16 protein-coding genes and 1 pseudogene are annotated in these 25,971 nt (G+C 65.2%); 10 read left to right on the top strand and 7 right to left on the bottom strand.

The window, feature by feature from the left end; genetic code table 11:
- Positions 1-19 precede the first annotated feature (19 nt).
- Positions 20-4,471 (bottom strand): YhdP family phospholipid transporter, encoded by a 4,452-nt coding sequence (locus tag NTU39_RS21505; RefSeq protein WP_257958523.1) that lies wholly within the window; start codon positions 4,469-4,471, stop codon positions 20-22.
- 229 nt (positions 4,472-4,700) lie between these two features.
- Between NTU39_RS21505 and glnE the strand changes: the two genes are divergently transcribed.
- Positions 4,701-7,508, top strand: coding sequence for a bifunctional [glutamate--ammonia ligase]-adenylyl-L-tyrosine phosphorylase/[glutamate--ammonia-ligase] adenylyltransferase (gene glnE / locus NTU39_RS21500; RefSeq protein WP_257960123.1), 2,808 nt, complete (start codon positions 4,701-4,703; stop codon positions 7,506-7,508).
- Positions 7,509-7,616: 108 nt separating this feature from the next.
- On the opposite strand, the gene recN is transcribed toward glnE, so the two are convergent.
- Positions 7,617-9,281, bottom strand: a complete 1,665-nt coding sequence (recN, locus tag NTU39_RS21495; protein ID WP_150664421.1) for a DNA repair protein RecN — start codon at positions 9,279-9,281, stop codon at positions 7,617-7,619.
- Between the two features lie 23 nt (positions 9,282-9,304).
- Positions 9,305-10,285 (bottom strand): NAD kinase, encoded by a 981-nt coding sequence (locus NTU39_RS21490; RefSeq protein WP_246184561.1) that lies wholly within the window; start codon positions 10,283-10,285, stop codon positions 9,305-9,307.
- Positions 10,286-10,344: 59 nt separating this feature from the next.
- Here NTU39_RS21490 and hrcA point away from each other — a divergent pair, with 59 nt between their 5' ends.
- The 4 genes and pseudogenes from hrcA (at position 10,345) to NTU39_RS21470 (ending at position 15,919) form a co-directional block, all read left to right on the top strand.
- Complete coding sequence (gene hrcA, locus NTU39_RS21485) at positions 10,345-11,373, top strand: heat-inducible transcriptional repressor HrcA (protein ID WP_150664420.1); 1,029 nt, start codon at positions 10,345-10,347, stop codon at positions 11,371-11,373.
- Between the two features lie 245 nt (positions 11,374-11,618).
- Positions 11,619-14,162, top strand: a complete 2,544-nt coding sequence (locus tag NTU39_RS21480) for a DUF6600 domain-containing protein (RefSeq protein ID WP_257960152.1) — start codon at positions 11,619-11,621, stop codon at positions 14,160-14,162.
- Between the two features lie 144 nt (positions 14,163-14,306).
- Positions 14,307-15,356, top strand: a pseudogene (hemH, locus tag NTU39_RS21475) (ferrochelatase); the annotation flags it as partial.
- 161 nt (positions 15,357-15,517) lie between these two features.
- A complete protein-coding gene (locus NTU39_RS21470; RefSeq protein WP_084103983.1) occupies positions 15,518-15,919 on the top strand; it encodes an RNA-binding S4 domain-containing protein in 402 nt (133 codons plus the stop codon).
- Between the two features lie 200 nt (positions 15,920-16,119).
- On the opposite strand, the gene NTU39_RS21465 is transcribed toward NTU39_RS21470, so the two are convergent.
- Positions 16,120-16,314: a hypothetical protein gene (locus NTU39_RS21465; RefSeq protein WP_373275332.1), complete on the bottom strand. Its 195-nt coding sequence runs from the start codon at positions 16,312-16,314 to the stop codon at positions 16,120-16,122.
- Positions 16,315-16,626: 312 nt separating this feature from the next.
- Between NTU39_RS21465 and grpE the strand changes: the two genes are divergently transcribed.
- From grpE to NTU39_RS21440, 5 genes are all read left to right on the top strand, one after another.
- Positions 16,627-17,172 (top strand): nucleotide exchange factor GrpE, encoded by a 546-nt coding sequence (grpE, locus tag NTU39_RS21460; RefSeq protein ID WP_150576196.1) that lies wholly within the window; start codon positions 16,627-16,629, stop codon positions 17,170-17,172.
- 151 nt (positions 17,173-17,323) lie between these two features.
- Positions 17,324-17,752: a thioredoxin family protein gene (locus tag NTU39_RS21455; protein WP_246184560.1), complete on the top strand. Its 429-nt coding sequence runs from the start codon at positions 17,324-17,326 to the stop codon at positions 17,750-17,752.
- Positions 17,753-17,848: 96 nt separating this feature from the next.
- Positions 17,849-19,774: a molecular chaperone DnaK gene (gene dnaK / locus NTU39_RS21450; protein WP_150576198.1), complete on the top strand. Its 1,926-nt coding sequence runs from the start codon at positions 17,849-17,851 to the stop codon at positions 19,772-19,774.
- 127 nt (positions 19,775-19,901) lie between these two features.
- Positions 19,902-21,044: a molecular chaperone DnaJ gene (dnaJ, locus tag NTU39_RS21445; protein WP_039401022.1), complete on the top strand. Its 1,143-nt coding sequence runs from the start codon at positions 19,902-19,904 to the stop codon at positions 21,042-21,044.
- Positions 21,045-21,048: 4 nt separating this feature from the next.
- Positions 21,049-22,977 (top strand): chorismate-binding protein, encoded by a 1,929-nt coding sequence (locus NTU39_RS21440; protein ID WP_257958521.1) that lies wholly within the window; start codon positions 21,049-21,051, stop codon positions 22,975-22,977.
- 48 nt (positions 22,978-23,025) lie between these two features.
- Here the strand turns inward: NTU39_RS21440 and NTU39_RS21435 are convergent, their stop codons facing one another.
- The 3 genes from NTU39_RS21435 to NTU39_RS21425 form a co-directional block, all read right to left on the bottom strand.
- The gene (locus NTU39_RS21435) at positions 23,026-24,054 is read right to left on the bottom strand and encodes an ABC transporter substrate-binding protein (protein ID WP_150664414.1); all 1,029 of its coding nucleotides are present in this window, start codon (positions 24,052-24,054) and stop codon (positions 23,026-23,028) included.
- Positions 24,055-24,142: 88 nt separating this feature from the next.
- Positions 24,143-25,051, bottom strand: a complete 909-nt coding sequence (locus NTU39_RS21430) for an ABC transporter permease (protein WP_174984651.1) — start codon at positions 25,049-25,051, stop codon at positions 24,143-24,145.
- 11 nt (positions 25,052-25,062) lie between these two features.
- A complete protein-coding gene (locus NTU39_RS21425; RefSeq protein WP_257958520.1) occupies positions 25,063-25,863 on the bottom strand; it encodes an ABC transporter ATP-binding protein in 801 nt (266 codons plus the stop codon).
- Positions 25,864-25,971: the final 108 nt, after the last annotated feature.

Genomic DNA, 25,971 nt, shown 5'->3' with positions numbered 1-25,971 from the left:
GATTGCTGATGTCGGGGGCTCAGTTGCCGCGCATGCCGGCCGGAGAGGCGACGCCCGAGGCGTTGTTGAGCGCTTCCGGCCGGGTTTCCGGGGATGCATCGATCTTACTCTTATTGCCGGAGGCCTGTCCGATGACCGGATTGTCCCAGGAGCCGGTGACGTGATACGTCGTCGAGAGTGTGCGCGAGAGCTGATCGCCCAACGCCAGTTGCGCGAAGAACGAGCCGATGCCCAGCGCCGGGTTGATGATCGCAAACGCCAGCGATGCCGACGCCGCGTTGATCTTCGGCAGCACCAGTGCATTCAGGTCCTGCGTCTCGCGCGCGAGATCGGTGTGGCCGTCGATCTTGATAGTCGCCATGCTGGCGTTGATCGTCAGATCGTTGGTATTTGCCACGCCGCCCTGCATGGTGACGTTGCCGTTGATGCTGTCGAACGGCAGACCGCTACCGATCACGCTGTTGAAGTCGAAGGTCAGGATCTTGGCGAGCGTCTGGACCGACAGAATGCCCAGCAGCTTCGCCAGCCCCGGATCGGCCTTCAGGATCTGCCCGCGCTTGAGCTCGATGGCCACGCGCCCGCCCAGCGTCGGGTAGTCGATCGCGTCGGGGCCGCCGCGCCAGCCGAAGCGGCCGGAGACGGTGCCGGAGCCATCCTTGAGCGTCTTGGGCAGGCCCAGACGGTCGAGCAGTCCGCCAGCGTCCTTCACGTCGAGATTGAAGTCGAGCACCGTGCGGCGTGGCACGTCGTCGTCGTCCTTGCCTGCTGCGGCTGCCACGGCGGCGCGACGGCGCGACGTACGCCAGTTGCCCTTCACATCCAGCGTGGCGGCGCTGTTGCTCAGCGACAGCTTGGTGAGTTGCCAGACGGGCACACCGTCCTCGATGTCGTTGTGCGCGTTGAGTTGCAGGCGGCCGAGCGGCTTGTCGCGCAGCACGAAATCATTGGCGACGACGTCGATGGCGGGGAATTCGTCGCTCGGCTCGTCGAGCACTTGCGTGAGTACGTCGCTGCCGTGGTCTTCGCGCGGAATCACGAGTTTCGCCAGACGTGCACGGATCGCGCCCGACGGGTTCTTCTCGTCCGGCGCGTGCCATTCGGCAAATCCGGAGACGAGTTCGGAGGCGAGGCTTACCTGCCAGTCGCGGTCGTTGCGCTGCGCACCGACCACCAGTTCCGGCCACTGACGCGACAACAGGCGAACCTGCTTCGCATGCAGGGCGAGACGCGTCGGCAGATACGGCGTGAGGGCACCGAATTCGTCGCGCGCGGCGGCTGCCGTCGTGGCGGGGGCGGGTGGCGTGCCTTGCGTGCCGGGCGTGACGGCGGTGCTGCTGAGCGACGCGATCACGCTGCGCCATGCATCCACGTCGAGCGTATCGAACTGGGCGCTCGCCTGCACGCCTTCACGCGGTGCGGGCACAGGCTGGTTAATGCCGATGCCGCCGCGCAGTACTTCCACGCGTGCGCCATTCGAACCATTCGTGGCGCTACGTTGCTGAACGTAGTTGCCCTGCACGCTGCCCACGGCGAAGTCGAGCATGTCGGTGCGGCGTCCCCCCGGATTCATCTGCGGACGCATCGTGAAGCGCGCAGGCAGCGACGACTCGGCGCTCTTGCCCAGCGGCGCGGGCAGGTTCACGGCGAGACCGGCCAGTGTGGACTGCACCGCCAGATCCGTCATGCCCTGACGCACCGTTATCGTGGCGGTGTAGGGCGTGCTGCCCGTCATGCGCTTGGCCAGTTGCGCCAGCGTGGCGTTCTCGCGATTCTCGCGCAGGCCCTGTGCGCTCATCTGACCGTTGACGTTCAGGACGATGGTGCCGTCGTCGCGACTGCCGCCAGACGCGCGTACGTCGCCGCCAAGGAACGTGCCGCGCAGGTTGTCGAGCGAAATGCCGCGCTCGGTGAACGCGAGTTCACCGTCGACCGCCCCGAACATCGGCAATCCGTTGATGAGCGTCACGTCGTTGCGCAGGAAGCGCGCGCGGCCGGTGACTTTGGAGCGGTCGGTGTGATCGAGCGGCATCGACAACTGCATGGCGAGCTGTGTGTTGCCGTTCGCGCGCGTCTCGTCGGTGAAGTCGCCGATCCAGTGCCCCACAGGGCTGGTGTTCAGATATTTGACGAAGTCCGCCGCCGGCCCGCGCGCATCGCCCTTGAGCGTGAGCGTGGAGTCGTCCTGCCCGATGTTGTTGATGTCGCCCTGCACCTGCGTGAGCGTTACGCCGTATACCGAGCCGTTGTCGATGGCGATGTGCAACTTGTCGGCGTCAAAGCGCAGATTGCCGCGCACCTTCTCGAACGCGGGCCAGACTTCCGTATGACCGGGGCGCAGCGGCGACGGATTGAACGTCACGTCCACGAGCGGGATGTCGATGCGGAACTTGCCGCCGCCCTTGCCGTACGGGAAGTCTTCGAGATCGCCTTGCACCGCGAACGGTGCGTTCTGCACGGTGCCGGCCAGCAGCGCGCGTTGCAGATAGTCGCGCACGCTCGCGCCGATATCGGTGGGCAGGTAGCGCGGTACGGCATTGGCGTTCGCGCGCACGATATTGCCCTTCAGATCGACGATCCCGTTGCCCTTGCCGCCGTTCTGCCACGTACCGCTCACGTCCCCCGTCAGTTCGGCGTTTTGCAGATGCACGGCATCGACACGCACCTGCACGTTCGCCGGGGCGTCGCGCTTGGTGGCCGAGTGCGACACGCGCCATGACGTGCGCGCCGTGAGCGTATCGAGGTCGAGGCGCGGCTGGTCGAAGCGGCCGGGGAAGTCCAGCGTGGCGTTCTTCGAATTGAGCGTGAGGCTGCCGCGCGACTGATCCGCGTCGATATGACCGCTCAGATTCGCGAAGCCGGGGCGTCCTGCGTTCGGCGAGTTCGGCCGGGCAGGGGGATGCTGGCTCGGCGCACTGTCGATGCCGAGACTCTCGAAATCGGCGACGACGCGGTAACGGTCGCGCTCGGGCGGGAGTTGCTTGATGCCCGGCAGATCGCGCCAATTGCCCGGCCCGTGAGGCTTAGGTGCCTGATAGCTGACGTCGAAATGGGCGAGTCGTCCACGCGGACGGAAGCTGGCGAGCGTGTCGCGAGTTTGGGCGTCGATGGGCAGCGACGGCACGAGCGCCATCGCGGCACCGATGTCGAAGCGTTGACCGGTGAGCGCGACTTGCAAGCCCTGATCGTCGCTGGCGGGTAGGTATTTGGCGCTCAGGTCCGGCACGTCGAGCGTCGGACGTCCGGCTGCCTGCAAGGTGAGTTCCCGTGCGCGCAGATTCCAGCCCGCGTCGGCCTGAGCACCGGCACGCGTGACGTCGATACGGCCTTGCGTGGCGTCGAAGGTCAGCGGCGGCAGGTTGTCCGCCAGTTGTACTGACGTATTGGCCCCGGCCGCGCGCAGCGTCGCGCCGGTGACGACGCCATTGTCGAAGTCGACCCATGCACGCGCCGCGACGCGGCCGCGCGAGTCTTTGCCCGGCAAATCGACGTAACGCGCCAGCTCTGACAGGTCGAGTGTGCCGACTTCGCTGTAAATCTGGCCGCGCCAGCGTTTGACTTCGCCGGGGCGGGCGAACAGCGGATTGGTGAAGCGCGCGCGTATATCCAGCGGCGCGACGATCCCTTGCGGCGGGTTCGCCTGCATCCCAAAGCGGTGTTCGAAGCCGCGATTGCGCAGCATGGCGTTGATGTTCGTGACGACCACCTCGGGCACGTCGCGCGTGGCGTCGCGCCAGCGCACGGTACCGTTGCGGATTACGACGCGCGCCTGACGCATGATCCAGTCGGCCCCCTGGGCATCGCTCGTCTTGCCGCCGCCCGTCACCGGCATCCCGGCGACGAGGATGGAGCCGTCGACGCGGCGCTCGATGGTCACGTCCGGCTCGTGCAGCGTGAGGTTCGACAGACGCAGGTCGAAATGGATCAGGCTGGTCCAGGAGAGCACAGCGTCGAGGCGGTGCAGTGTGAGGCTCGGCTCCACGGGCGGCGGCGCGCCCGGCGGGGCGTAGCTCACCGGCGAGTTGTCCGTGGAATCAGTGGTAGCGGGCGCGGTACTGGCCGAAGCGGCTGAAGCGACCGAGGCTAGCGGAGCGCTGGCGGCCTTGTTCCGATGCAACGGTGCGACCACGCGGGCAATCGTCGATGCCTTGGGCGGGGTGCCTTGCGTCGGGGGTGTGATGCGTACGTCTTCCAGCGTCAGGTAGGGATGCCAGCCGCGCCAGACGGCGTCGATGCGCCCGATCGTGACCGGCAGGCCGATGGCGCGCGTGGCCGCCGCCTCGATTTGAGGGCGATAGTCGGACACACGGGGAAGGATGACGTACCGGGTCGCGAGGATGACTGCGCCAAGACCGAAATAGACGATGACGACGAGCGCCAGCAGCCATTCCAGACCCAGTCGCAAGCCACGCGGCAGTGACGAGAACCAGGACCGGGTCGCGGTGGGCGAGGCGGGCGGCTTACGGTCGGTCATGCTGCGCGTCTACGAGGGAATGTGGTAGTTTCTGTGGCAAAGACTGTAACACAAGCCCAAGGCCCTCCGATGGCCCTGCCGTAGGAGAAAAAACGTGTGATCCGGCGTTTCATCACGCACGGGTAAGCATGCGAAAGTCTCTTCATTCTCATTGCAGACCGGAACCCCTCCAGTGAGTTCATCCGAAATTCCGATCGATATTCAGTCCTACTCGCGATATGCCGCGCGCATGCTGGCGTCCCGCCCCGCGCTGGCCGAGGCCTTGCCGACGCTCGCCGAGCACCCCGTCGACGCGCGCTGGCTCGCCCGCCGCTTCGAAGCCATCACCGGCACGCTGCTGACGCCGCCGGACCAGCCGTCCGGCATTTCCGGTGTGGACGAGGCTGCGCTGGCACGCGCCTTGCGCATCCTGCGGGTCGAAGCGCTGTGCGCCGTCATGCAACGCGATCTCGACGGCCGTGCTGAGTTGTCCGAAGTGACGGAGGCCATGTCGGCGCTCGCCGAGTTCGCTGTGCAGGCGGGCATTGCGGTGCTCTCGCGCGACCTCGAAGCCATTCACGGTGTGCCGCGTAACGCGGAAGGGGAGCGTCAGACGCTCGGCGTCGTCGGCATGGGCAAGCTCGGCGGTCGGGAACTCAATGTCTCGTCCGACATCGACCTCATCTTCCTATATGAAGACGATGGCGACACAACCGCGCCTGACGGTGCCGATGCGGCCGCCGCCGGTCGCCTGCGTCTGCTGTCCAATCATGAATTCTTCACGAAACTCGGCCGCAAGCTGATCGGACTGATTTCGGAGCTTACACCAGACGGCTACGTGTTCCGGGTGGACATGCGCCTGCGCCCCAACGGCGATTCCGGTCCTCTGGTGTGCAGTCTGCCGATGCTCGAAGAGTATTTCTACGTGCAGGGCCGCGAGTGGGAGCGCTACGCGTGGATCAAGGGACGCCTCGTGTCCGAAGTTGCGAGCGAGCCCGGCCGCCGGATCGAGCGACTGCTGACGTCGCTGGTGCAGCCGTTCGTGTTCCGTCGCTACCTCGATTACGGCGTGATCGGCGCGATTCGCGCGTTGCACGAGCAGATTCGCCATGAGGCGGAGCGTCGCGCGCGGGCCAAACCGGCGCGCATCAACGACATCAAGCTCGGACGCGGCGGCATTCGCGAAGTGGAATTCTCGGCGCAGGTCTTCCAGTTGATTCGCGGTGGGCAGGAGCCGGAACTGCGCGTGCGGCCGACGCTCGCGGTGCTGGGCGTGGCGGCGCGGCGCGGGTGGCTGGCGCAGAACGTGGCGGAAGAACTGTCCAACGCCTACGTCTTCCTGCGCAAGCTCGAACACCGCATTCAGTATCTGGACGACGCGCAGACCCATATCCTGCCGTCGCCCGGCGACGACCGCCTCGCGGTGGCGCGCGCCATGGGTTTCCCTGATGAAGCGACCTTCATGACGGTGCTCGACGAGCATCGCGAATTCGTCGCCGGTCAGTTCGATGAGATTTTCGCGGACAAGGCCAACGGCAGCGGACAGAAGGGCGCGGGGTCGGGCACGGGCGACTGCGAGTGCCCGCCGGAACTGTGGAGCGAATGTCTGGCCGACGAAGCGCAGACGGGCGACCTCGGCAATCAGCTTACGCGTCTGGGCTTCAACGACGCCGAAGGTGCGCTCGACCGATTGCGCGCCGTGTGGACGTCCTCGCGCTACAAGGCGCTGGGCGAGATCAGCCGGCGTCGCTTCGACCAGCTCGTGCAGCGTGCCGTGGAAGGTGCGGCGGGCACCGGCGAGCCGGACGCTGTCCTCGGCCGCATGCTCGATCTGCTCTCGACCATCAGCCGTCGCAGTTCGTATCTCGCGCTGCTCACGGAGTATCCGCGCGCGCTGGAGCGCGTGGTCAAGGTGCTCGCCGGGTCACGCTGGGCGGCGGGTTATCTGATCAGCCATCCGCAACTGCTCGACGAACTGCTCGACGACGAAGCGCTTGCCGCGCCGTTCGACTGGCCGTCGTTCAAGACACAACTGCTGCTGAGCCTGAACGCGGCGGGGGCGGCGGGCAACGTCGAAGTGCAGATGGACATTCTGCGTCGCGCACACCACGCCGAAGTCTTCCGCATCCTGCTGCTCGATTTGCAGGGGACGTTGTCGGTGGAGGCCATCGGCGACCGTCTCTCGGAACTGGCGGACATCATCGTCGACGTGACGATCTCGACGGTCTGGCCGCACGTCGCGACGCGTCATCGCGAGGTGCCGCGCTTCTCAGTCATCGCCTACGGCAAGCTGGGCGGCAAGGAACTGGGCTACGCGTCGGACCTCGATCTGATCTTCCTTTACGACGATGACGACGACCGCGCACCGGACGCTTACGCCGCGCTCGCCCGTCGTTTCGTGACGTGGCTGACCACGCATACGGGCGCGGGCATGCTGTTCGATGTCGATCTGCGACTGCGCCCGAACGGCTTGTCCGGCCTGCTGGTCACGAACATCGAGAGTTTCCGTCAGTACCAGTTCCGCGAAGGCAATGCCAACACGGCGTGGGTCTGGGAGCATCAGGCGCTCACGCGCGCGCGTTTCTGCGCGGGCGACGAGACCATCGGCGCGACGTTCGAGAACATTCGTGCGCAGGTGCTGGCCACGCCGCGTGAGGCGTCGGCGCTGGCGCAGGAGATCGTGGCGATGCGCCGCAAGGTGCTCGAAGGGCATCCGAACGGGACGAAGTTGTTCGATCTGAAGCACGACCGGGGCGGCATGGTGGATATCGAATTCACCGTGCAGTATCTGGTGCTGCTGCACTCGGGCGCGCATCCGGCGCTGCTGCGTAACGCGGGCAACATCGCCTTGCTGCGCGAGGCGGCGCAACTGGGACTGATCGATACCAAGCTCGCGGAAGACGCGGCGGCGGCGTATCGGTTGTATCGCAAACGTCAACACAAGTTGCGGCTGGACGGGGTGGAGGCGGCACGCGTGCCGGGCGCGGACGTCGAGGCAGAACGTCAGGCCGTGATGGCGCTATGGGATTCTGTGTTCGCAGACGCGGGGCCGGTTTGACTGTCTGACGCTTGGGCGGCGCTTGAACGCACAGGCTTGAAAAGCAACGGGCGGCCGATGATGGGCCGCCCGTTGTTTATTGAGGAATGTCGATGTTCTCGACGCCGCTCAGAGTGCCAACATCTCCCGCGCGTGCTTGCGCGTGGTCGCCGTAATCTCCACGCCGCCCAGCATCCGCGCGATCTCCTCGACGCGTTCGGTGCGACCCAGCGGCTCGATCTCGCTCATCGTCGTATCGCCGTCGCTGCGTTTGCTCACTCGCAGATGCTGATGGCCGAGAGCGGCGACCTGCGGCAGGTGGGTCACGCACAGCACCTGACGTCCCTGACCTAATTCGCGAAGCAGGCGACCGACTACTTCGGCCACCGCGCCGCCAATCCCGGAATCGACTTCGTCGAAGATCAGCGTCGGCGTGAGACTCGCGCTGCTGGCGATCACCTGCAACGCGAGGCTGATGCGTGCGAGTTCGCCGCCCGAGGCAACTTTGGCGAGCGGACGCGTCGGCACGCCGGGGTGTCCGGCAACGAGAAATTCGACCGTCTCCAGCCCGAACGACTGCGGCTCGGGCGTTGCCGTGAGTGCGACTTCGAAGCGTCCGCCGGGCATCGAGAGGTCTTGCATCGCTCGGGTGACTTCGCGTGAGAGCGAGGCCGCCGCTTTGGCGCGGGCCTTTGACAAGTCCTTCGCCAGCTTGAGAAATTCGGCCTGCGCGGCGTCGGCTGCGGCCTGCATGGCCGCCGTGTCGGCCGATGCCGTCAATTCTTCCAGTTGCGCGCGACGCTCTGCCAGCTCGGCGGGCAATTGCTCGGGTGTCACACGGAATCTGCGCGCGGCTGAATGCAGGGCGTCGAGTCGTTGCTCGACAACCGCCAGACGCTCCGGATCGAGATCGATGCGTTGCGCGTAATGGGTGAGTGAATGGACCGCTTCGCGAAGCTGAATCTCGGCAGGCTCCAGCGCAGCGAGCGTGTCGGCCAGCCCGGCGTCGATCTCCGCGAGTTCGCGGATCTGATGCACGACATGACCAAGCGAGGGGACGATGGCACCGTCGGCTTCGGCGAGCGCGTCGAGCGCGCCTTGCACGCCGTTGATGAGACTCGCTGCGTGAGAGAGCCTGCGATGCTCGGCGCTCACGTCGTCCCATTCGCCTTCCTGCGGACCCAGCTTGTCGAGTTCGGACGTCTGCCATTCGAGACGCTCGCGCTCCAGTTGCAGTTCGCGGTCGCGCCCATGCGCCTCCTCGCAGCGCTTGACGAGACGTCGCCACTCCTTGTGAGCGGCGGCGGTATCGGCGGCGAGGGTGGTCGCGCCTGCGTGCGAGTCGAGCAGGCGGCGTTGCGCGTCGGGGCGCAGCAACTGCTGGTGCGCGTGCTGGCCGTGAATGTCGACGAGCATTTCACCGAGTTCGCGCATTTGCGTGAGCGTGGCGGGGGTGCCGTTGATGAAAGCGCGCGAGCGACCGCCGGCGTCGAGTACACGGCGCAGCAGCACACCGCCGTGTTCTTCGAGCGTGAGCGCCTGCGCTTGCAGCCAGGCTTCGAGATCGGGGCGCGCTTCGGCGTCGGCGGCGAATTCAGCGGTGATGTCGGCGCGCGTTTGCCCGTTGCGCACCATGCTGGTGTCGCCGCGCTCGCCCATCGCGAGCGCCAGCGCATCGATCAGAATCGATTTGCCCGCGCCGGTCTCCCCCGAAAACACGGTGAAGCCGGCGGAGAATTCCAGATCGAGACGATCGACGATCACGAAATCGCGAATCGAGAGACTGCGTAGCATGGGATGTCGGGTGAGGCGTGGAGTCAGTTCTGCGGCGTATCTTCGTCGGAGATATGCTCGTTCCAGTGCAGCTTGCGGCGCAGCGTCGCGTAGTAGTTGTAGCCGACCGGATGCAGAAACGTCACCTGATGCTGGGAGCGGCCGACCAGAATCTGGTCGCCCTGGCGCAATTCGGCAAACGATTGCATATCGAAATTGGCGCCGACTTCGCGACCGCCGGTAATCGTGATGACGATGTCGCTCGAATCCGGCAGCACGATCGGACGGTTCGACAACGCATGCGGTGCGATCGGCACGAGCACCACGCCGCCGAGGCGCGGATGCAGGATCGGGCCGCTCGCCGACAACGCGTAGGCCGTCGAACCGGTGGGCGTAGCGACGATCAGGCCGTCGGAGCGCTGCTTGTACATGAAGCGGCCGTCGACGTCCACGCGCAGCTCCACCATCCCCGAGATCCCCGAGCGGTTCACGACCACGTCGTTGAACGCCAGCGTCTCGAAGAGCGTCTGGCCGTCGCGTTCGATGCGGGCGGCCAGAAGAGTGCGTTGTTCGGCTTCGAAATGCCCTTCGAGCATGGCGGGCACGACCTGACGCATCTCGTCGAGCGGAATGTCGGTGATGAACCCGACGCGGCCGTGGTTCACGCCGATGAGCGGCACCTTCGATGCGGCCAGTTGGCGGCCGACGCCGAGCATCGTGCCGTCGCCGCCGACGACGACGGCCACGTCGGCCTGCGTGCCGATTTCCTGGATGTCGAGGGTCCGGTATGGATCGGCACCTGCGCCGATGTTATGCGCGGTGTCACGCTCGAAGACGACATGATGCCCACGCTGGGCGATGCATGCCGCTAGCGTGAGCAATGGTTCGGCGACGCCGTCGGCATGGTACTTCCCGACGAGCGCCACGGTCTTGAAGGGGCTCCCAGTTTTCATGCCGCCATTACACCATAAGTCGATGACAGCAACCATCGCCAACGCACGGCCTGCAACGGTTCCTGTGGCCATGCAGAGCGAGGCCCGATTTAGGGGGAACAGGCCCCGCGTTTCGCGTTACAATTTTTGCCATGCTAGATCAACGTGCGCAAACGCTTCTCAAAACCCTGATCGAACGGTACATCGCAGATGGCCAGCCGGTCGGCTCGCGCACGCTCTCGCGGTTCTCGGGCCTCGACCTGTCTCCTGCGACGATCCGCAACGTGATGTCCGATCTCGAGGCGATGGGTTTCGTGGCCAGCCCGCATACGTCGGCCGGTCGCGTGCCGACGCCGCGCGCTTACCGTCTGTTCGTTGACACGATGCTCGCTGTGCGCCCGCTCGAAGAGGCCGTGCTCCAGCTTTCGACGCAGGTGCAGACGAGCCTGCAACCGGCCGGACCCCAACAGCTGGTGGCTTCCGCCGCACAGGTGCTCTCGCATCTGTCGCAATTCGCGGGCGTGGTGCTGACCCCGCGACGCAGCCAGACTTTCCGTCATATCGAATTCCTGCGTCTGTCCGACAAGCGCGTGCTGCTCATCATCGTCACGCCCGACGGCGACGTGCAGAACCGCATCATCCTGACGGAAAAGGATTATTCTCCGGCGCAACTGGTCGAAGCGGCAAACTACCTGAACGCCAACTTCGGCGGTCACAGTTTCGACGACGTGCGCACTTATTTGCGTGGCGAACTCGATGCTCTGCGCTCGGACATGAGCGCGCTGATGCAGGCCGCCGTGCAGGCGGGCAGCGACGCCATGGCCGACACCACGCGCGAGAGCGTACTGATCTCGGGCGAGCGCAACCTGCTGGGCGTGGAGGATCTGTCCTCGAACATGGAGCGTCTGCGCAAGCTGTTCGACGTGTTCGAGTCCAAGACCGGCCTGCTGCAACTGCTCGACGTGTCGAGCCGCGCGCAAGGGGTGCAGATCTTTATCGGCGGCGAGTCGAGTCTCGTGCCGATCGAGGAGATGACGGTTGTCACGGCCCCGTACGAAGTCGACGGCGAGGTCGTCGGTACGCTCGGCGTGATCGGGCCGACGCGCATGGCGTACGAGCGCGTCATCCCCATCGTCGACATCACCGCCAAGCTGCTCTCCAACGCGCTGAGTCATCACTGAGCGGTGCGCTGGCGCGTCCGCGCATTGGCCCATCCGTCGATTCGCCCATTCCCGGTTACAACCCCGTAGCATTCCTTTACACGCTGTCACACACGGCAGGCTTAGGCTTGAAGCGTCACTTGCGGCGAGGTCATCTGAAGTTGTCATCGGGCTCGCCGGAGGATTCGGACAGAGCAACAAGGTGGCTGAACGCCAACGCCTGCAAGCCGCGCACGGCATGCCCACCGAAAGGGCCCGGAGTGTTTATGAAATCCCTGATTTCCTGGCGGACGACGGTTCGCTCCCTTGGCGTCGGGCTGGCGCTGGGTCTGCTGGGCGCGGTGGGTGCGCCGGCGGTGGTGATGGCGCAGGCACAGGCGCAGAGCGCCGATCCGCCGGGGCGCGTGGCGCGTCTCTCCGAGTTCGACGGCACCGTCACCTACGCCCCCGCAGGCACGAGCGACTGGCGCTACGCGGACCGCAACCGTCCGCTCACGACGGGCGATGCCATCTGGGTCGACCGCAATAGCCGGGCCGAGATGCACGTGGGCGGCACGGCGGTGCGCATGGGCGCGTCGACCAGTCTGACGCTGTCAGCCGTCACCGACCAGAATGTGCAACTGAACGTAACGCAGGGCACCGTCGGTGTGCGCCTGCGCAGCTTCGATCCGAATCAACCATACGAGATCGATACGCCGAATCTGGCATTCGTGCCGCAACAGGCCGGTGAATATCGTGTGGATGTCGATCCGAACGGGGTGACGACGGTGAGCGTCTCGCGCGGTGCGGGCACGGCGTACGGACAAGGGGCGTCGGTCCCGCTCCAGCAAGGTCAACGGGTCGCGTTCGTCGGTCAGAACCTGACGCAGCAGCAGACCGGCCCGCTCACGGCCGACGCTTTCGATCAATGGATGCGCGATCGCGACGCACGTGAAGACGCCTCCGTCTCCGCGCGTTACGTGCCGCGCGACATGACCGGCTTCGAGAGTCTGGACGACTACGGTTCGTGGCAGGAAACGCCGAGCTACGGCGCGGTGTGGGTGCCGTCCAACATGCCTTCGGGCTGGGCGCCTTACCGCACGGGGCATTGGGCCTGGGTCGACCCGTGGGGCTGGACTTGGGTCGACGATGCGCCGTGGGGCTTCGCGCCGTATCACTACGGGCGCTGGGCTTACGTGGATGCCCGCTGGTGCTGGGTGCCGGGGCCGGTGGCAGTGCGTCCGGTGTATGCGCCGGCGCTGGTCGGCTGGGTCAGCGGCAGCAGCGGCGGGAACCAGTGGGGTGTTTCGTTCGCCGCCGGGGGCGTGGGACTCGCGTGGTTTGCGCTTGGGCCCCATGACCCGTACCGTCCCGCGTATCACGCCAGTTCGTCGTACATCACGAACATCAATCGCTCGACGATCGTTCGTACGACCAATATCACCAACAACATCAACGTCAACAACATCTACGTGAACCGCAATGTGCGGGGCGCTGTGTCGACGATGCCCGCGCAGGCGTTCGTGCAGGGACGCCCCGTGGGTGCGCCGACGGCTCTGGCTGCACCGCGTGGTGCGCAGACGTGGCGCGTCGGCAATACGCCGGGTGTGGCCCCGGTGCAGCAAAGCGTGTTCGGCAACAGCCGTCCGGCAGCAGGTGCGCCGCCTGCGGGCGTGTTCAACCGGCAGGTGCTGGCGACGCGCGCGCCGGTCGCCCGTGGCATGCCGTCGCGTGAGCTGACGAGTCAGTTGCACGCCGTGCCGAACGCGGGTGGTGCGCCGCTGGTGTTCGGTCAGAACGGGCAGCAGGTGCGCAATCTCGGCGCGGGCGGTCCGAATGGTCCCAATGGCCCGAATGGCCAGCCACGCATCGCCCCCCGTGTGACGGTCGTCAGCACGCACGGGCCGGTCGGTGCGCCGATTGGGGCGAACGGTGCGATGCCTGCGCTGGGCGCGACCGGTGCCGTCGGGGCGACGGCGGGCCATGGAGGCTTGCCTGCAACCGGTGCCGTGCCGCCGATGCACGGCGCGCCGGGAGTGCCCGGACAACCGGGCGTCCCGGGGGCACCGGGCCATGCGGGCGTACCGGGTCAGCCGGGCGTGCCCGGAACGCCCGGTGTTCCGAGCGAACCCGGCTATCCGGGGCACGGCGTTTATCAGAATCGTCCGGGGCAATCGGCGGTGCAATCCCAACCGACCGAGCGTCAGCCTGCGCCCTCGGGTGTTCCGCATCCGCCGGGCGTGAACGGTGCTGTTCAGGGGCAGGCGCAGCCGTCGGCACGCGGCGAAGCGCCGCAAGCCGTTCCGCAGCCGGGGCACGACGCCGCGCAGCGTGAGATGCAAATGCGCCGCCAATCACCACAAGCGCCGCAGTCACCTGCTGTCCAGCCGGAGGCGCGCGGCGGACAAGCGACGCCTGCGCCGCAACGTCAGCAACAGCAACCGGAGGCGGCTGAACCGGCCCGCCGTCCGCAGCAATGGCAGACGCAGCCGCGCCCGGAGCCGCAGCAGTTCCAGCAACCGAGGCCGCAACCGCAGGTGGAACGGGCGCAGCCGCGTCCCGAACCTCAGCCTCAACAACAAGCGCAACCGCAGCCGCGTCCGCAGCCTCAGCCGCAAGTCGAGCGTATGCCGCCGCGCCCGCAGCCGCCGGTGGAGCATGTGCAGCCCGCGCCGCGTCCGCAACCTCAGCAGGAACGTCCTCAGGCGCAGCCGCACCCGCAACCCACGCAGCGTGAGGGCAAGCCGGAAGGGGCGCGCGCGTCCGCACATGAGGAACATCCGAGTGCCGACCATCGGTCGTCTCACGACGACGAGCATCGGCACGGCTGATGGCGCGCTTGATGGCCCGTCTGCGCAGATGACCGTGATTCCCTCCGTCCGGCTGTGGACTGGCCGACGGAGGGGGCATTCCGGCAGTATCGACAGGCATGACAGACGCCGGATGGGCCGCGTGTTTGCGGTAAAGTACGTTCCATGCGCTTCGATCCCGAACCTATTTCGCATGGCCAGTCCGGCAAGACCGCCGTACTGCTGATTAACCTCGGTACGCCCGACGAGCCGCGTCCTGCGGCCGTACGCCGATACCTGCGCGAGTTCCTGTCGGACCCGCGCGTCGTGGAAATCCCGTCGCTGGTGTGGCAACCGTTGCTGCGGCTGGTGATTTTGCCCTTCCGCTCACGTCAGTCGGCGCAAAAGTATGCGACGGTCTGGACCCGTGACGGCTCGCCGCTCAAGGTCAACACCGAGCATCAGACGAACGCCCTACGCGCGCTGCTGCACGCGAACGACTATGACGTCGTGGTCGATTACGCGATGCGTTACGGCAATCCGTCGATTCCCGAGCGCATTCGTGCGTTGCGCCAGAACGGCGTCGAGCGGATTCTCGTCCTGCCGCTCTATCCGCAGTATTCGAGCAGCACCACCGCCACCGCGAGCGACGCCGTGTTCCGCGTGCTCGGCCGTCTGCGCAATCAGCCCGACGTGCGCACGGTGCGCGACTATCACGATCATCCCGCGTACATCGAGGCGCTGCGCCAGCAGGTCGAAGGCTATTGGCTGCAAAACGGCCGACCGGACTTTGCCGCCGGTGAACGTCTGCTGCTGAGCTTCCACGGTGTGCCGCGCCGCACGCTCGACCTCGGCGATCCGTATCACGATCAGTGCGTGAGGACGGCGCGCCTGCTCGCGGCCGCCCTCGGTCTGGACGAGACGACGTGCCGTCTCACGTTCCAGTCGCGCTTCGGCAAGGCCGAATGGCTCCAGCCGTACACCGCCCCGACGCTCGAAGAACTCGGTCGTGGCGGCACGCCGCGCGTCGACGTGTTCTGCCCGGGTTTCACGTCCGACTGTCTCGAGACGCTCGAAGAAATCAATATGGAAGGACGTCACGCTTACCTCTCGGCGGGCGGCAAGTCGTTCCACTTCATTCCCTGCTTGAACGGCGCGAGCGCCTGGATTACGGCGCTGGGCGAGATCGCAGCGCGTCATCTGCAAGGCTGGCCGGTGCTCTCGCCGCAGGGCGAGGCCGATGCCTCGGCGGCTGCAGTGGCGTCGACGCGTCAGCGTCAGGTGGCGGCCGTGGCGGCATTCGAAGAAGCCAGTGCGGCCGCTGCTGCCGCCGCGCAGGCGCAGATGCAGACCTCGTTGCCGTCTGAAGGCGCGCACGGAGAAGCGGGAGCACGGTCGTGACGGTCAAGGTAGACGATTCTCCTCACGCCGCTACGCGGATCGACAAATGGCTGTGGGCGGCGCGTTTCTTCAAGACGCGCTCGCTCGCCACGCAAGCGGTCGACCGTGGCCGCGTGCTGTGCAACGAAGCCCGCGTGAAACCGGCGCGCGACGTGCGTCCCGGCGATGTCGTGTCGGTCGACAACGGCAGTACGCGCTGGGAAGTGAGGGTCAAAGCGATTGCCGAGGTGCGCGGCTCCGCGCCGGTCGCGCAGTCGCTGTACGAAGAGACCGAAGCGAGCATTCAGGCGCGTGCCGACGAGAGCGAGCGCCGACGTCTGTTCCAGGAACCGGCGGCGCAGATGCACGGCCGTCCGACCAAGCGCGACCGCCGCCGTCTCGGTGGCGTTGGCGAGTAGGATCGTCCGCCCCGTCTCTCAAGCTTTTCAACGCCTGAATGAACGCCGCCGCTGGCAAATTGCGCAGCGGCGGGCAGGGGGGTGGAGCGTGAATCAGGTGTTCCGTCTCAGTCGACTCAGGCGATTCAAGCGACTCAGTCGGAACCGTCCGGGGAACGGCACCGCGCACGACCGCAAAGGATCATGCACCCCGGGGGCGATCAGCGTGTTGGGATTCCGGTAGTCGAATTCGACGAATGCCCCGTCAGGCCCGGCACTTCCACATAGTGATGCAGCACCGCCCGCACGCCACCATACTCGGTGTCGCGCCGGGTGACTGCGCCGGACAGGCAGATCGTAATCGTCACCATCGTCACCAACGCAAGGATGAAGACAACAGCCAGTGGCAGCTTCATGATGCGCTCCTTGAGAACACTTCACCGGACGGGGGGTGTCCGGTGAGCGGCCGGGTCCGTCGAATGGTTAATCGGATAGGCACATCCATTCGCCGGACCGTTATTCATGTTAGGTCGCAGCAACGGCCGATACAATAGAGGACTCGTAACGCGTGTAACCGGATATTTACCGGCACGCCGCGCGCACCGATGTGGCGCACAGAATGCCCGCCCGCTCTTGAAATCGGTGTGAACGCCCCTACTATCCAAAGGGATTTGAACCGGCGGCGCATCGTCGTGGTGCGCTGCAAGAACCTTTTGACGACTCAACTCATGACTGAACAGCAAAACACCCCCGACCAGCCGATTCCGTCCCAGGCCGAAGCGGCCCCGACCGACGCTGCGGGCGCGAACGACGCGCTGCCCTCGGTCGAGGCGCAACTTCAGGCGGCTCAGGCAGAAGCGGCGGCCATGCGCGACGAGGCGCTGCGCGCCCGCGCCGAGATGGAAAACATCCGCCGCCGTGCGGAAGAGGAAGTGTCGAAGGCGCGTAAGTTCGCCGTCGAAAGCTTTGCCGAGAACCTCCTGCCGGTCATCGACAGCCTCGAAGCGGCCGCTGCCGACAAGAGCGGCGATGTGGCCAAGCTGCAAGAAGGCGTGGCGCTGACGCTGCGTCAACTCGTGTCGGCGCTGGAGCGCAGCAAGGTGTCGGTCATCGACCCGGCCGGCGCGAAGTTCGATCCGCATCAGCATCAGGCTATCTCGATGGTGCCGGCCGAACAGGAGCCGAACACGGTCGTGGCCGTGCTGCAAAAGGGTTACCTGATTGCCGACCGTGTGCTGCGTCCGGCATTGGTGACGGTCGCCGCAGGCAAGTAATTCAAGGTCATCCGGCCACTGCGGGCGGCACAACACTTCCATCATGGAGAGGTTTGTCGCAGGCCATTGGCCCGAATGACCGGGCGCAGGCAACGACACCGAATGTGGCGGCGCTGCCGGTGCCAAGGCACCGATTCGAAGGCTTACCATCATGGCAGGCGATCTTACGGGCATGAAAGGGGTGGACGGCACGGCGTTCGAGGCGTTCTCGATGCAGGCGCTGACGGCCGCGACGTTCGACGAAGGGCTGAGCACGGCGGGGGACGACCTCGCCGTGGTGTTCTTCTGGGGCGTCGATTGTTTCAACTGTGAAGTCGCCAAGAAGACCATGCTCGCGCAGCGCGAGGCCATCGAAGCCCTTGGGCTGCGCTGGTTTCACGCCAACGTGTACGCGGATATGGCGCTGGGCCGCCGTTTCGCGCTGCATGGGGTGCCAACGTTTTTCTTCTTCCATGCGGGGAAGAAGCTGGGCCGGGCGACCGGCTGGCAGGGCCTGCCCCAGTTCCGGCTGGCGGTGGCCGCCGCACGCGAGAAAATCGCGGCGGCGGGGGGCAAAACCGGGCTGCAAGAAGGGTCTTGAAATGTTCCCGGCTGCACCCATATCCCGTGCAGATCAATGAATTGAATGGGCGACACGCCCGACGGAAAGACGCAAAGGACGCTAGGAGAAATTTAAATGGGCAAAATCATCGGTATCGACTTGGGCACCACGAACTCGTGCGTGGCCGTCATGGAAGGGAATCAGGTCAAGATCATCGAAAACGCGGAAGGTGCTCGCACCACGCCGTCGATCATCGCCTACATGGACGATGGCGAGATCCTGGTCGGTGCGCCGGCTAAGCGCCAGGCCGTGACCAACCCGAAGAACACGCTGTACGCCGTCAAGCGCCTGATCGGCCGCCGCTTCGAAGAAAAAGAAGTGCAGAAGGACATCGCGCTGATGCCCTACAAGATCGTCAAGGCCGACAACGGCGACGCCTGGGTTGAGGCACGCAACGAAAAGCTGGCCCCGCCGCAGATTTCCGCCGAAGTGCTGCGCAAGATGAAGAAGACCGCCGAGGACTACCTGGGCGAGCCGGTCACGGAAGCCGTGATCACGGTGCCGGCCTACTTCAACGACAGCCAGCGCCAGGCCACGAAGGACGCAGGCCGCATCGCCGGTCTGGAAGTCAAGCGCATCATCAACGAGCCGACCGCTGCCGCACTGGCTTTCGGTCTGGACAAGAAGGAAGGCGGCGACCGCAAGATCGCGGTGTATGACCTGGGTGGCGGCACGTTCGACATCTCGATCATCGAAATCGCGGATGTGGACGGCGAACACCAGTTCGAAGTGCTGTCGACCAACGGCGATACGTTCCTGGGCGGCGAAGACTTCGACCAGCGCATCATCGACTACATCATCGGTGAGTTCAAGAAGGAACAAGGCGTCGATCTGTCGAAGGACGTGCTCGCGCTGCAACGCCTGAAGGAAGCCGCTGAAAAGGCCAAGATCGAACTGTCGTCGAGCCAGCAGACCGAAATCAACCTGCCGTACATCACGGCCGACGCCTCGGGTCCGAAGCACTTGAACCTGAAGATCACGCGCGCCAAGCTCGAAGCGCTGGTCGAAGAGCTGATCACGCGCACGATCGAACCGTGCCGCACGGCGATCAAGGATGCCGGCGTCAAGGTCAGCGACATCGACGACGTGATTCTGGTCGGCGGTATGACGCGTATGCCGAAGGTGCAGGAGAAGGTGAAGGAGTTCTTCGGCAAGGACCCGCGCAAGGACGTGAACCCGGACGAAGCCGTGGCCGCAGGTGCCTCGATTCAGGGCTCGGTGCTGTCGGGCGACCGTAAGGACGTGCTGCTGCTCGACGTCACCCCGCTCTCGCTCGGTATCGAAACGCTGGGCGGCGTGATGACGAAGATGATCACGAAGAACACCACGATCCCGACGAAGCACTCGCAAGTGTTCTCGACGGCGGACGACAACCAGCCGGCCGTGACGATCAAGGTGTATCAGGGTGAGCGCGAGATGGCCGCCGGCAACAAGTCGCTGGGCGAGTTCAACCTCGAAGGCATTCCGCCGGCAGCACGCGGCACGCCGCAGATCGAAGTGACCTTCGACATCGACGCCAACGGCATTCTGCACGTCGGCGCGAAGGACAAGGCAACCGGCAAGGAAAACAAGATCGTCATCAAGGCGAACTCGGGCCTGTCGGACGCTGAGATCGAGCAAATGGTGAAGGATGCCGAGCTCAACGCCGAAGAAGACAAGAAGGCACGCGAGCTGGCCGACTCCCGTAACCAGGGCGACGCACTGGTGCACAGCACCCGCAAGGCGCTGACCGAGTACGGCGACAAGATCGAAGCTTCGGAGAAGGAAGCCATCGAATCGGCGATCACGGCACTGGAAGAATCGCTGCGCGGTTCGGACAAGGCCGACATCGATGCCAAGGTCGAAGCGCTGGGTACGGCAAGCCAGAAGCTCGGCGAGAAGATGTATGCCGACATGCAGGCGCAAGCCGGTGCTGCGGGTGCCGCAGGTGCCGAGCAGGGCAAGCCGCATGACGACAACGTCGTCGACGCCGAAGTGAAGGAAGTCAACGACAAGAAGTAAAGCGTGCATGGCGCGCGGCGCATCGAAAGGTGCGCCGCGTGTGGGCCGGGTATCGAGGTTCTCCGCAAGGGGAATGTCGACCCGGCTTTTTGCCTGATGGCGACATGCGCCAACATTGGAACGAGTTATGGCCAAACGTGATTACTACGAAGTCCTTGGCGTCGCCAAGAACGCCTCGGACGAAGAGATCAAGAAGGCGTATCGCAAGCTGGCGATGAAGTACCACCCGGACCGCAATCCGGACAGCAAGGACGCCGAAGACAAGTTCAAAGAGGTCAAAGAGGCCTACGAGATGCTCTCCGAGCCGGAGAAGCGCGCGGCGTACGACCAGTACGGTCACGCGGGCGTCGATCCGAGCATGGGCGGCTTCGGCGGTGCGGGCGGTCAGGGCTTCGGCGGCTTCGCAGACGCGTTCGGCGACATCTTCGGCGACATCTTCGGTCAGGGCGGCCCCGGTGGTCGTGGTGGCCGCGGCGGTCCGCAGGTGTATCGCGGTGCCGATCTGCGCTACAACATGGAGATCACGCTGGAGCAGGCCGCAAACGGCTTCGACACGCAGATTCGCGTGCCGAGCTGGGACGAATGCGAGATCTGCCACGGCAACGGCGCGAAGCCGGGCACGAAGCCCGAGACCTGCCCGACCTGTAACGGGGCGGGTTCGGTGCGCATGTCGCAGGGTTTCTTCAGCGTTCAGCAGACCTGCCCGAAGTGCCACGGCACGGGCTCGTACATTCCTGAGCCCTGCACCAACTGCCACGGCTCGGGCAAGATCAAGAAGACCAAGACGCTGGAGATCAAGATCCCGGCGGGTATCGAAGACGGCATGCGTATTCGTTCGTCCGGCAACGGCGAGCCGGGTGTGAATGGCGGGCCGGCGGGCGACCTGTATGTGGAGATCCACATCAAGGCGCACAACGTGTTCGAGCGCGACGGCGACGATCTGCATTGCCAGATGCCGATTTCGTTCGCGACGGCGGCGCTCGGCGGCGATATCGACGCACCGACGCTGCACGGCAAGGCCACCTTCGAAGTGCCCGAAGGCACGCAGACGGGCAAGACGTTCCGACTGCGCGGCAAGGGCATCAAGGGCCTGCGCGCGAGCTATCCGGGCGATCTGTACGTGCACGTGCAGGTGGAAACGCCTGTCAAGCTCAACGATGCGCAAAAGCAGATGCTGCGCGACTTCGATGCTTCGCTGAAGGAAGGCGGTGCACGCCACAGCCCGCAGTCGAAGGGCTGGTTTGACCGCGTCAAGCAGTTCTTCGAGTAATTCCATGCAAAGTGAAGCGCCCCTGGCCGCGTTCGCGCTGTTGGACGACAGTGCGGATCCGGCCGGTGGGGCGCGTCTGTACACCGGGCTCGTACGCGAGGTAACTTGCGACGAGCCCGCTGTGCTTTCCGACGCGCTCCGCGAAGTGGAAGACGCCACGCGTCACGGCCTGCACGCCGTGCTGCTGGCCGATTACGAATTCGGTGTGCGCCTCGGTGGCGTGCATACGGTCGCGACGCGTCGTGCGCCGGGCCAGTTCCGCGCCATGCTGTTCTCCGGGATGCAGCGGCTCGACGCCGCGCAGACGCAGGCGTGGCTGGCGCGTCAGGAGTGGGTGGACGCCGGAGGCGATGCCGACGCGTGGCAGGACACCGGTGAACGTGTGACCGCCGCCCCCGCCGTTGCAGGCATCGGCGCATTGCAGAGCGACGTAAGCGATGCGGCCTTTGACGACGCCATCGCCCGTATTCACGAATGGCTCGCACAAGGCGAGTGCTATCAGATCAACTACACGTACCGTCTGAATTTCGATGCGTTCGGCTCGCCAGTCGCGTTGTATCGCCGCCTGCGCGCGCGTCAGCCGGTGCCGTACGGCGCACTCGTGATGCTGCCCGGCGCACGAGGCGTTGCCGGTCGCGCGATTCTTTCGTTGTCGCCTGAGTTGTTCCTGCGTCATTCGCGCGGTCAGGTGGAGGCACGTCCGATGAAGGGAACGGCGCCCGCGTGCGGCGATGCCACTATTGACGCACAGCGCAGTGCAGCCCTCGCCGCCGACGAGAAGAACCGCGCCGAGAACCTGATGATCGTGGACTTGCTGCGCAACGATCTCGGACGTCTCGCGACATCCGGCTCGGTCAAAGTGCCGAAGCTGTTTGAGGTGACGCGCTTCGCCAGCGTCCTGCAAATGACGTCGACCGTCACCGCAACGTTGCCGGACACGACCTCGATGGCCGACGTGCTGCGCGCCTTGTTCCCTTGCGGTTCGATCACGGGCGCCCCGAAACATCGGACGATGCAGTTGATCGGTGCGCTGGAAACGTCGCCGCGCGGTCTATACACCGGGGCCATCGGCTGGCTCGACGCGCGCAGTGACGATCCGCTGGCGCTGGGCGACTTCTGCATGTCGGTTGCGATCCGCACGCTCGAACTCGACGCGCCGGGCGCGAGCGGCCTGCGTCGCGGACGCCTGGGCGTCGGCGCGGGGATCGTGCTGGACAGTAAAGCAGATGAAGAACGTGACGAGTGCCGCCTGAAGGCGCGCTTCCTGAGCGCACTCGATCCGGGCTTTGAACTCTTCGAGACGATGCAGGCGACCCGTGCCTCCGGCGTCCCCCATCTCGCACGGCATCTGTCGCGCTTGCAGAAGTCGGCGCAGTACTTCGGCTTCACGTTTGACGAGGCGACGTTGCGCGAACAAATCGACGCGGTGGTCGCAACGCTGAGTGAAGACGATATCCATCGCGTACGCCTCGCGTTGTCTCACAACGGCACGGCGACGATCACGCATGATGTGCTCACACCGCTGCACGGCGACAGGGTGAAGGTGCTGTTGGCCGATGCCTCTCAAACGACGCGCGCGGACGATCTGTTTCTGCGCCACAAGACCACTGTGCGCGCGCGTTACGACGCCGCCTGGAAAGCGGCCGAAGCGCGAGGCGCGTTTGACGTGTTGTTCTTCAACGACCGGGGCGAATTGACGGAAGGCGGGCGCAGCACGGTGTTCGTCAGACTTAACGGCATCTGGATGACGCCACCGTTGTCTTCCGGCGTGCTGCCCGGGGTGATGCGCAGCGTGCTACTGGACGACCCGTCGTGGGCCGCCGTCGAGGCGGTCATCACGCGCGACGACTTACTCACCGCGCAGGCCATCGTCGTGTGCAATGCGCTGCGAGGCGCACTACCGGCGACGATCGCGGCCACGACCGCCACCTGACACAGCGGCGCGCCAATACCCTCGACGCGCCGCTATCCTTCACTTCCTTCAGCTTCCCTGACGCGCTGCCATCTGCGGCACGAACAGGTCGCTCCATTTCGCCGGACGCGTCTTGATCGTGCCCGCGCGACTCATGAATTCGACGTACTGCATCAGCCCGTTCGGCGTCGTCGTGAATTGCAGACCGGGGTCGGCCAGCATCTGCTCGATCTCCGCTTGCGGCAGGTTGATCTTGGACACGCGAAGGAACGTCTGCGCCGCGCCCACGTGGTCCTTGGCGATGTACGCCGCGGCCTCTTCCTGCGCCGCCAGAATGGCCTGCACCAGCTTCGGATTCTGGACGGTGAACTGCTTGGGCGCGAATACGACGTCGATGGTGATGTTACCCAGCACGTCCGTCGAATTCAGCACGCGCTTGATGCGCGGATCTTTCAGTTCCTGATACGAGAACGGCGGCGAAGTGAAGTGCGCCGTGATTTCCGTCTTGCCCGAGAGCAGCGCGCTCACAGCTTCCGGATGGCTCAGGCTGACCGTTTGCGGATCGAGCTTTGCGTAGTTCTCGATGCCGAACGTCTTGGCCACGGCCATTTGCAGCAGCACGGCAGACAGCGACGTCTTGATACCCGGAATCGCGATCTTGTCCTTCGACGTGAAGTCCTTGAGCGACTTGATGTTCGGATTGTTCGTATTGAGCCAGAGCGGACCCGTCGACAGCGCGGACAGACCAATCACCTCCGAGCGGGGAATGCCGTGCGCCTTCGACCAGAGCGTGACGAAACCCGGCGCGCCCGTACCCGCAACGTCGAGGTTGCCCGCGAGCATCGCGTCGTTGATGACGTTGCCGCCGTCGAGAATGGTCCAGGTCGTCTTCACATCGCCCAGCCCCAGCGCCTTCGCGTGCTTCTCCACGAGATGCTGATCGCGCATGACCATGAGCGGCAGATACAGAATGCCGTAGCCATGCGACAGGCGGACGGTGCTCGCTTCGGCGTGCGCCACGTTGCCGAGCGTTGACAGGGCGGTGGTCGCGGCGAGTGTGAGTGCGCTTGCCCAGCGGGTGAAATTGCGTCGGTTCATGATGTTGTCTCCGTGTTGTTCGAATTATTCATGCCCATGAAAAAGGGCGTCAATCGGAGCAGGCCGAAAATCCGGTCCGCTCCGAGTGTCAGTGCTGCATACCCCAGCGGTGCAACGTGCGCTTCTCGATGCGGGCGAACAGCAGGTTCTCGACAGCCAGCCCGATCAGGATCACGAAGAACAGCCCGGCGAAGACGTTGGCCGTCTCCAGCGAATTGCGGTTCTCGAAGATGTACCAGCCCAGGCCACCCGAACCGGACGACACGCCGAACACGAGTTCGGCAGCGATCAGCGTGCGCCATGCGAACGCCCAGCCCACCTTCAGGCCCGTGAGAATGCTCGGGAACGCCGCCGGGATCAGCACGTGCTGCACCAGCGCGAAGCGCTTAAGACCGTAGTTCTGGCCAACCATGCGTAGCGTTTTCGACACGCCCCGGAACCCGCTGTGCGTGTTGAGCGCCACGGCCCACAGCACCGAGTGCACGAGCACGAAGATCACGCTGCCGTTGCCCAGTCCGAACCAGATCAGTGCCAGCGGCAGCAAGGCGATGGCTGGCAGCGGGTTGAACATCGCGGTGAGCGTCTCCAGCAGATCGTTGCCGATCTTCGAACTGATGGCGACCGTCGTCAGTACCGCAGCGAGTGCGATCCCGATGCCGTAGCCGATAAGCAGCGTCTTGAGCGAAACCACGGCGCGCAGCAGCAACACGCCGCTCGTCAGACCGCTTGCGAACGCGGCGACCGTATCGGTGAAGCTCGGGAACAGCAGGGCGTTGTCGAGCCAGCGTCCGTAGATTTCCCAGATGATGGCCAGCACACACAGAATCACAGTCTTGCGCAGCCAGCTCAGTCGATAAAGGGTCTCGAAGGTGGAGAGCGGGCGCTGGATCGACGACAGTTCGGCCTGCACCGGTTCGAGCACGAACTCCGGACGGTAGACGGGTTCGATCGGGGCAGGGGATGCCGACGTGGCGGATTGCGAAGGGATTGCATTCATGGCCGTCATCCTCAGTGGGTCGCGAACAGCAGTTGATCGATGCGGGTCTCAAGCTCGCTCTGATGCGCCGTGCCGAGTTGTTCGGGGGCGATGCTGTTGAGTTCTGCCTTGACCTGACCCGGATGCGGCGAGAGCAGCAAAATGCGTGTGCCGATGCGGATCGCTTCGTCGATGCCGTGCGTGACGAACAGCACGGTGAAGCGCGTGTCGTCCCACAGGCGCAGCAGTTCGTCCTGCATCTTGCGGCGGGTGAGGGCGTCGAGCGCGGCGAACGGCTCGTCCATGAGCAGGACGTCCGGCTCCATTGCCATGCCGCGTGCAATGGACACGCGCTGCTTCATGCCGCCGGAGAGTGTGTGCGGATAACTGTCGATAAACTTCGCCAGACCGACTTTCTCGATGTAGTGGGCGGCGCGCTCAGCGGCGTCGCGTCCCTTGAGGCGTCCGCTGGCCGTGAGCGCAAACTCCACGTTCTGACGCACGGTTTTCCACGGCAGGAGTTGGTCGAACTCCTGGAACACCATCATGCGGTCCGGGCCGGGTTCGGTGATCGTGCGGCCTTTGAGGCGGATTTCGCCGTGAACCGGCGGCAGATAACCGCCGATGGCCTTGAGCAACGTCGATTTGCCGCAGCCCGACGGGCCGAGCAGCACGAAGCGGTCGCCCGGGTAGACGTTGAAGCTCACTTGCTGGGCGGCGGTGACGAGATAGTCGTCGGTCTTGTATTGCAGCGTGACGGCGTCGATTTCGAGCAATGGCGGCACTGCGGGCGAAGTCGTCCCCGCAGCGCCCGTATGGGGGGCGTTGTGCATTGCGTGTCTCCTGAAGAATGCGATAGTGCTTTTTTGTAGTCGGCTCGATACTAAGTAGCGAAGCTGTAGCGAACCTGACATCGGGCCGCGCCACGGCCCGAATTCAGG

Source organism: Pandoraea commovens (assembly GCF_024704525.1).
In the GTDB taxonomy this organism is placed as follows: Bacteria; Pseudomonadota; Gammaproteobacteria; order Burkholderiales; family Burkholderiaceae; genus Pandoraea; species Pandoraea commovens.
This window is presented reverse-complemented; position numbering and strand designations above follow the sequence as displayed.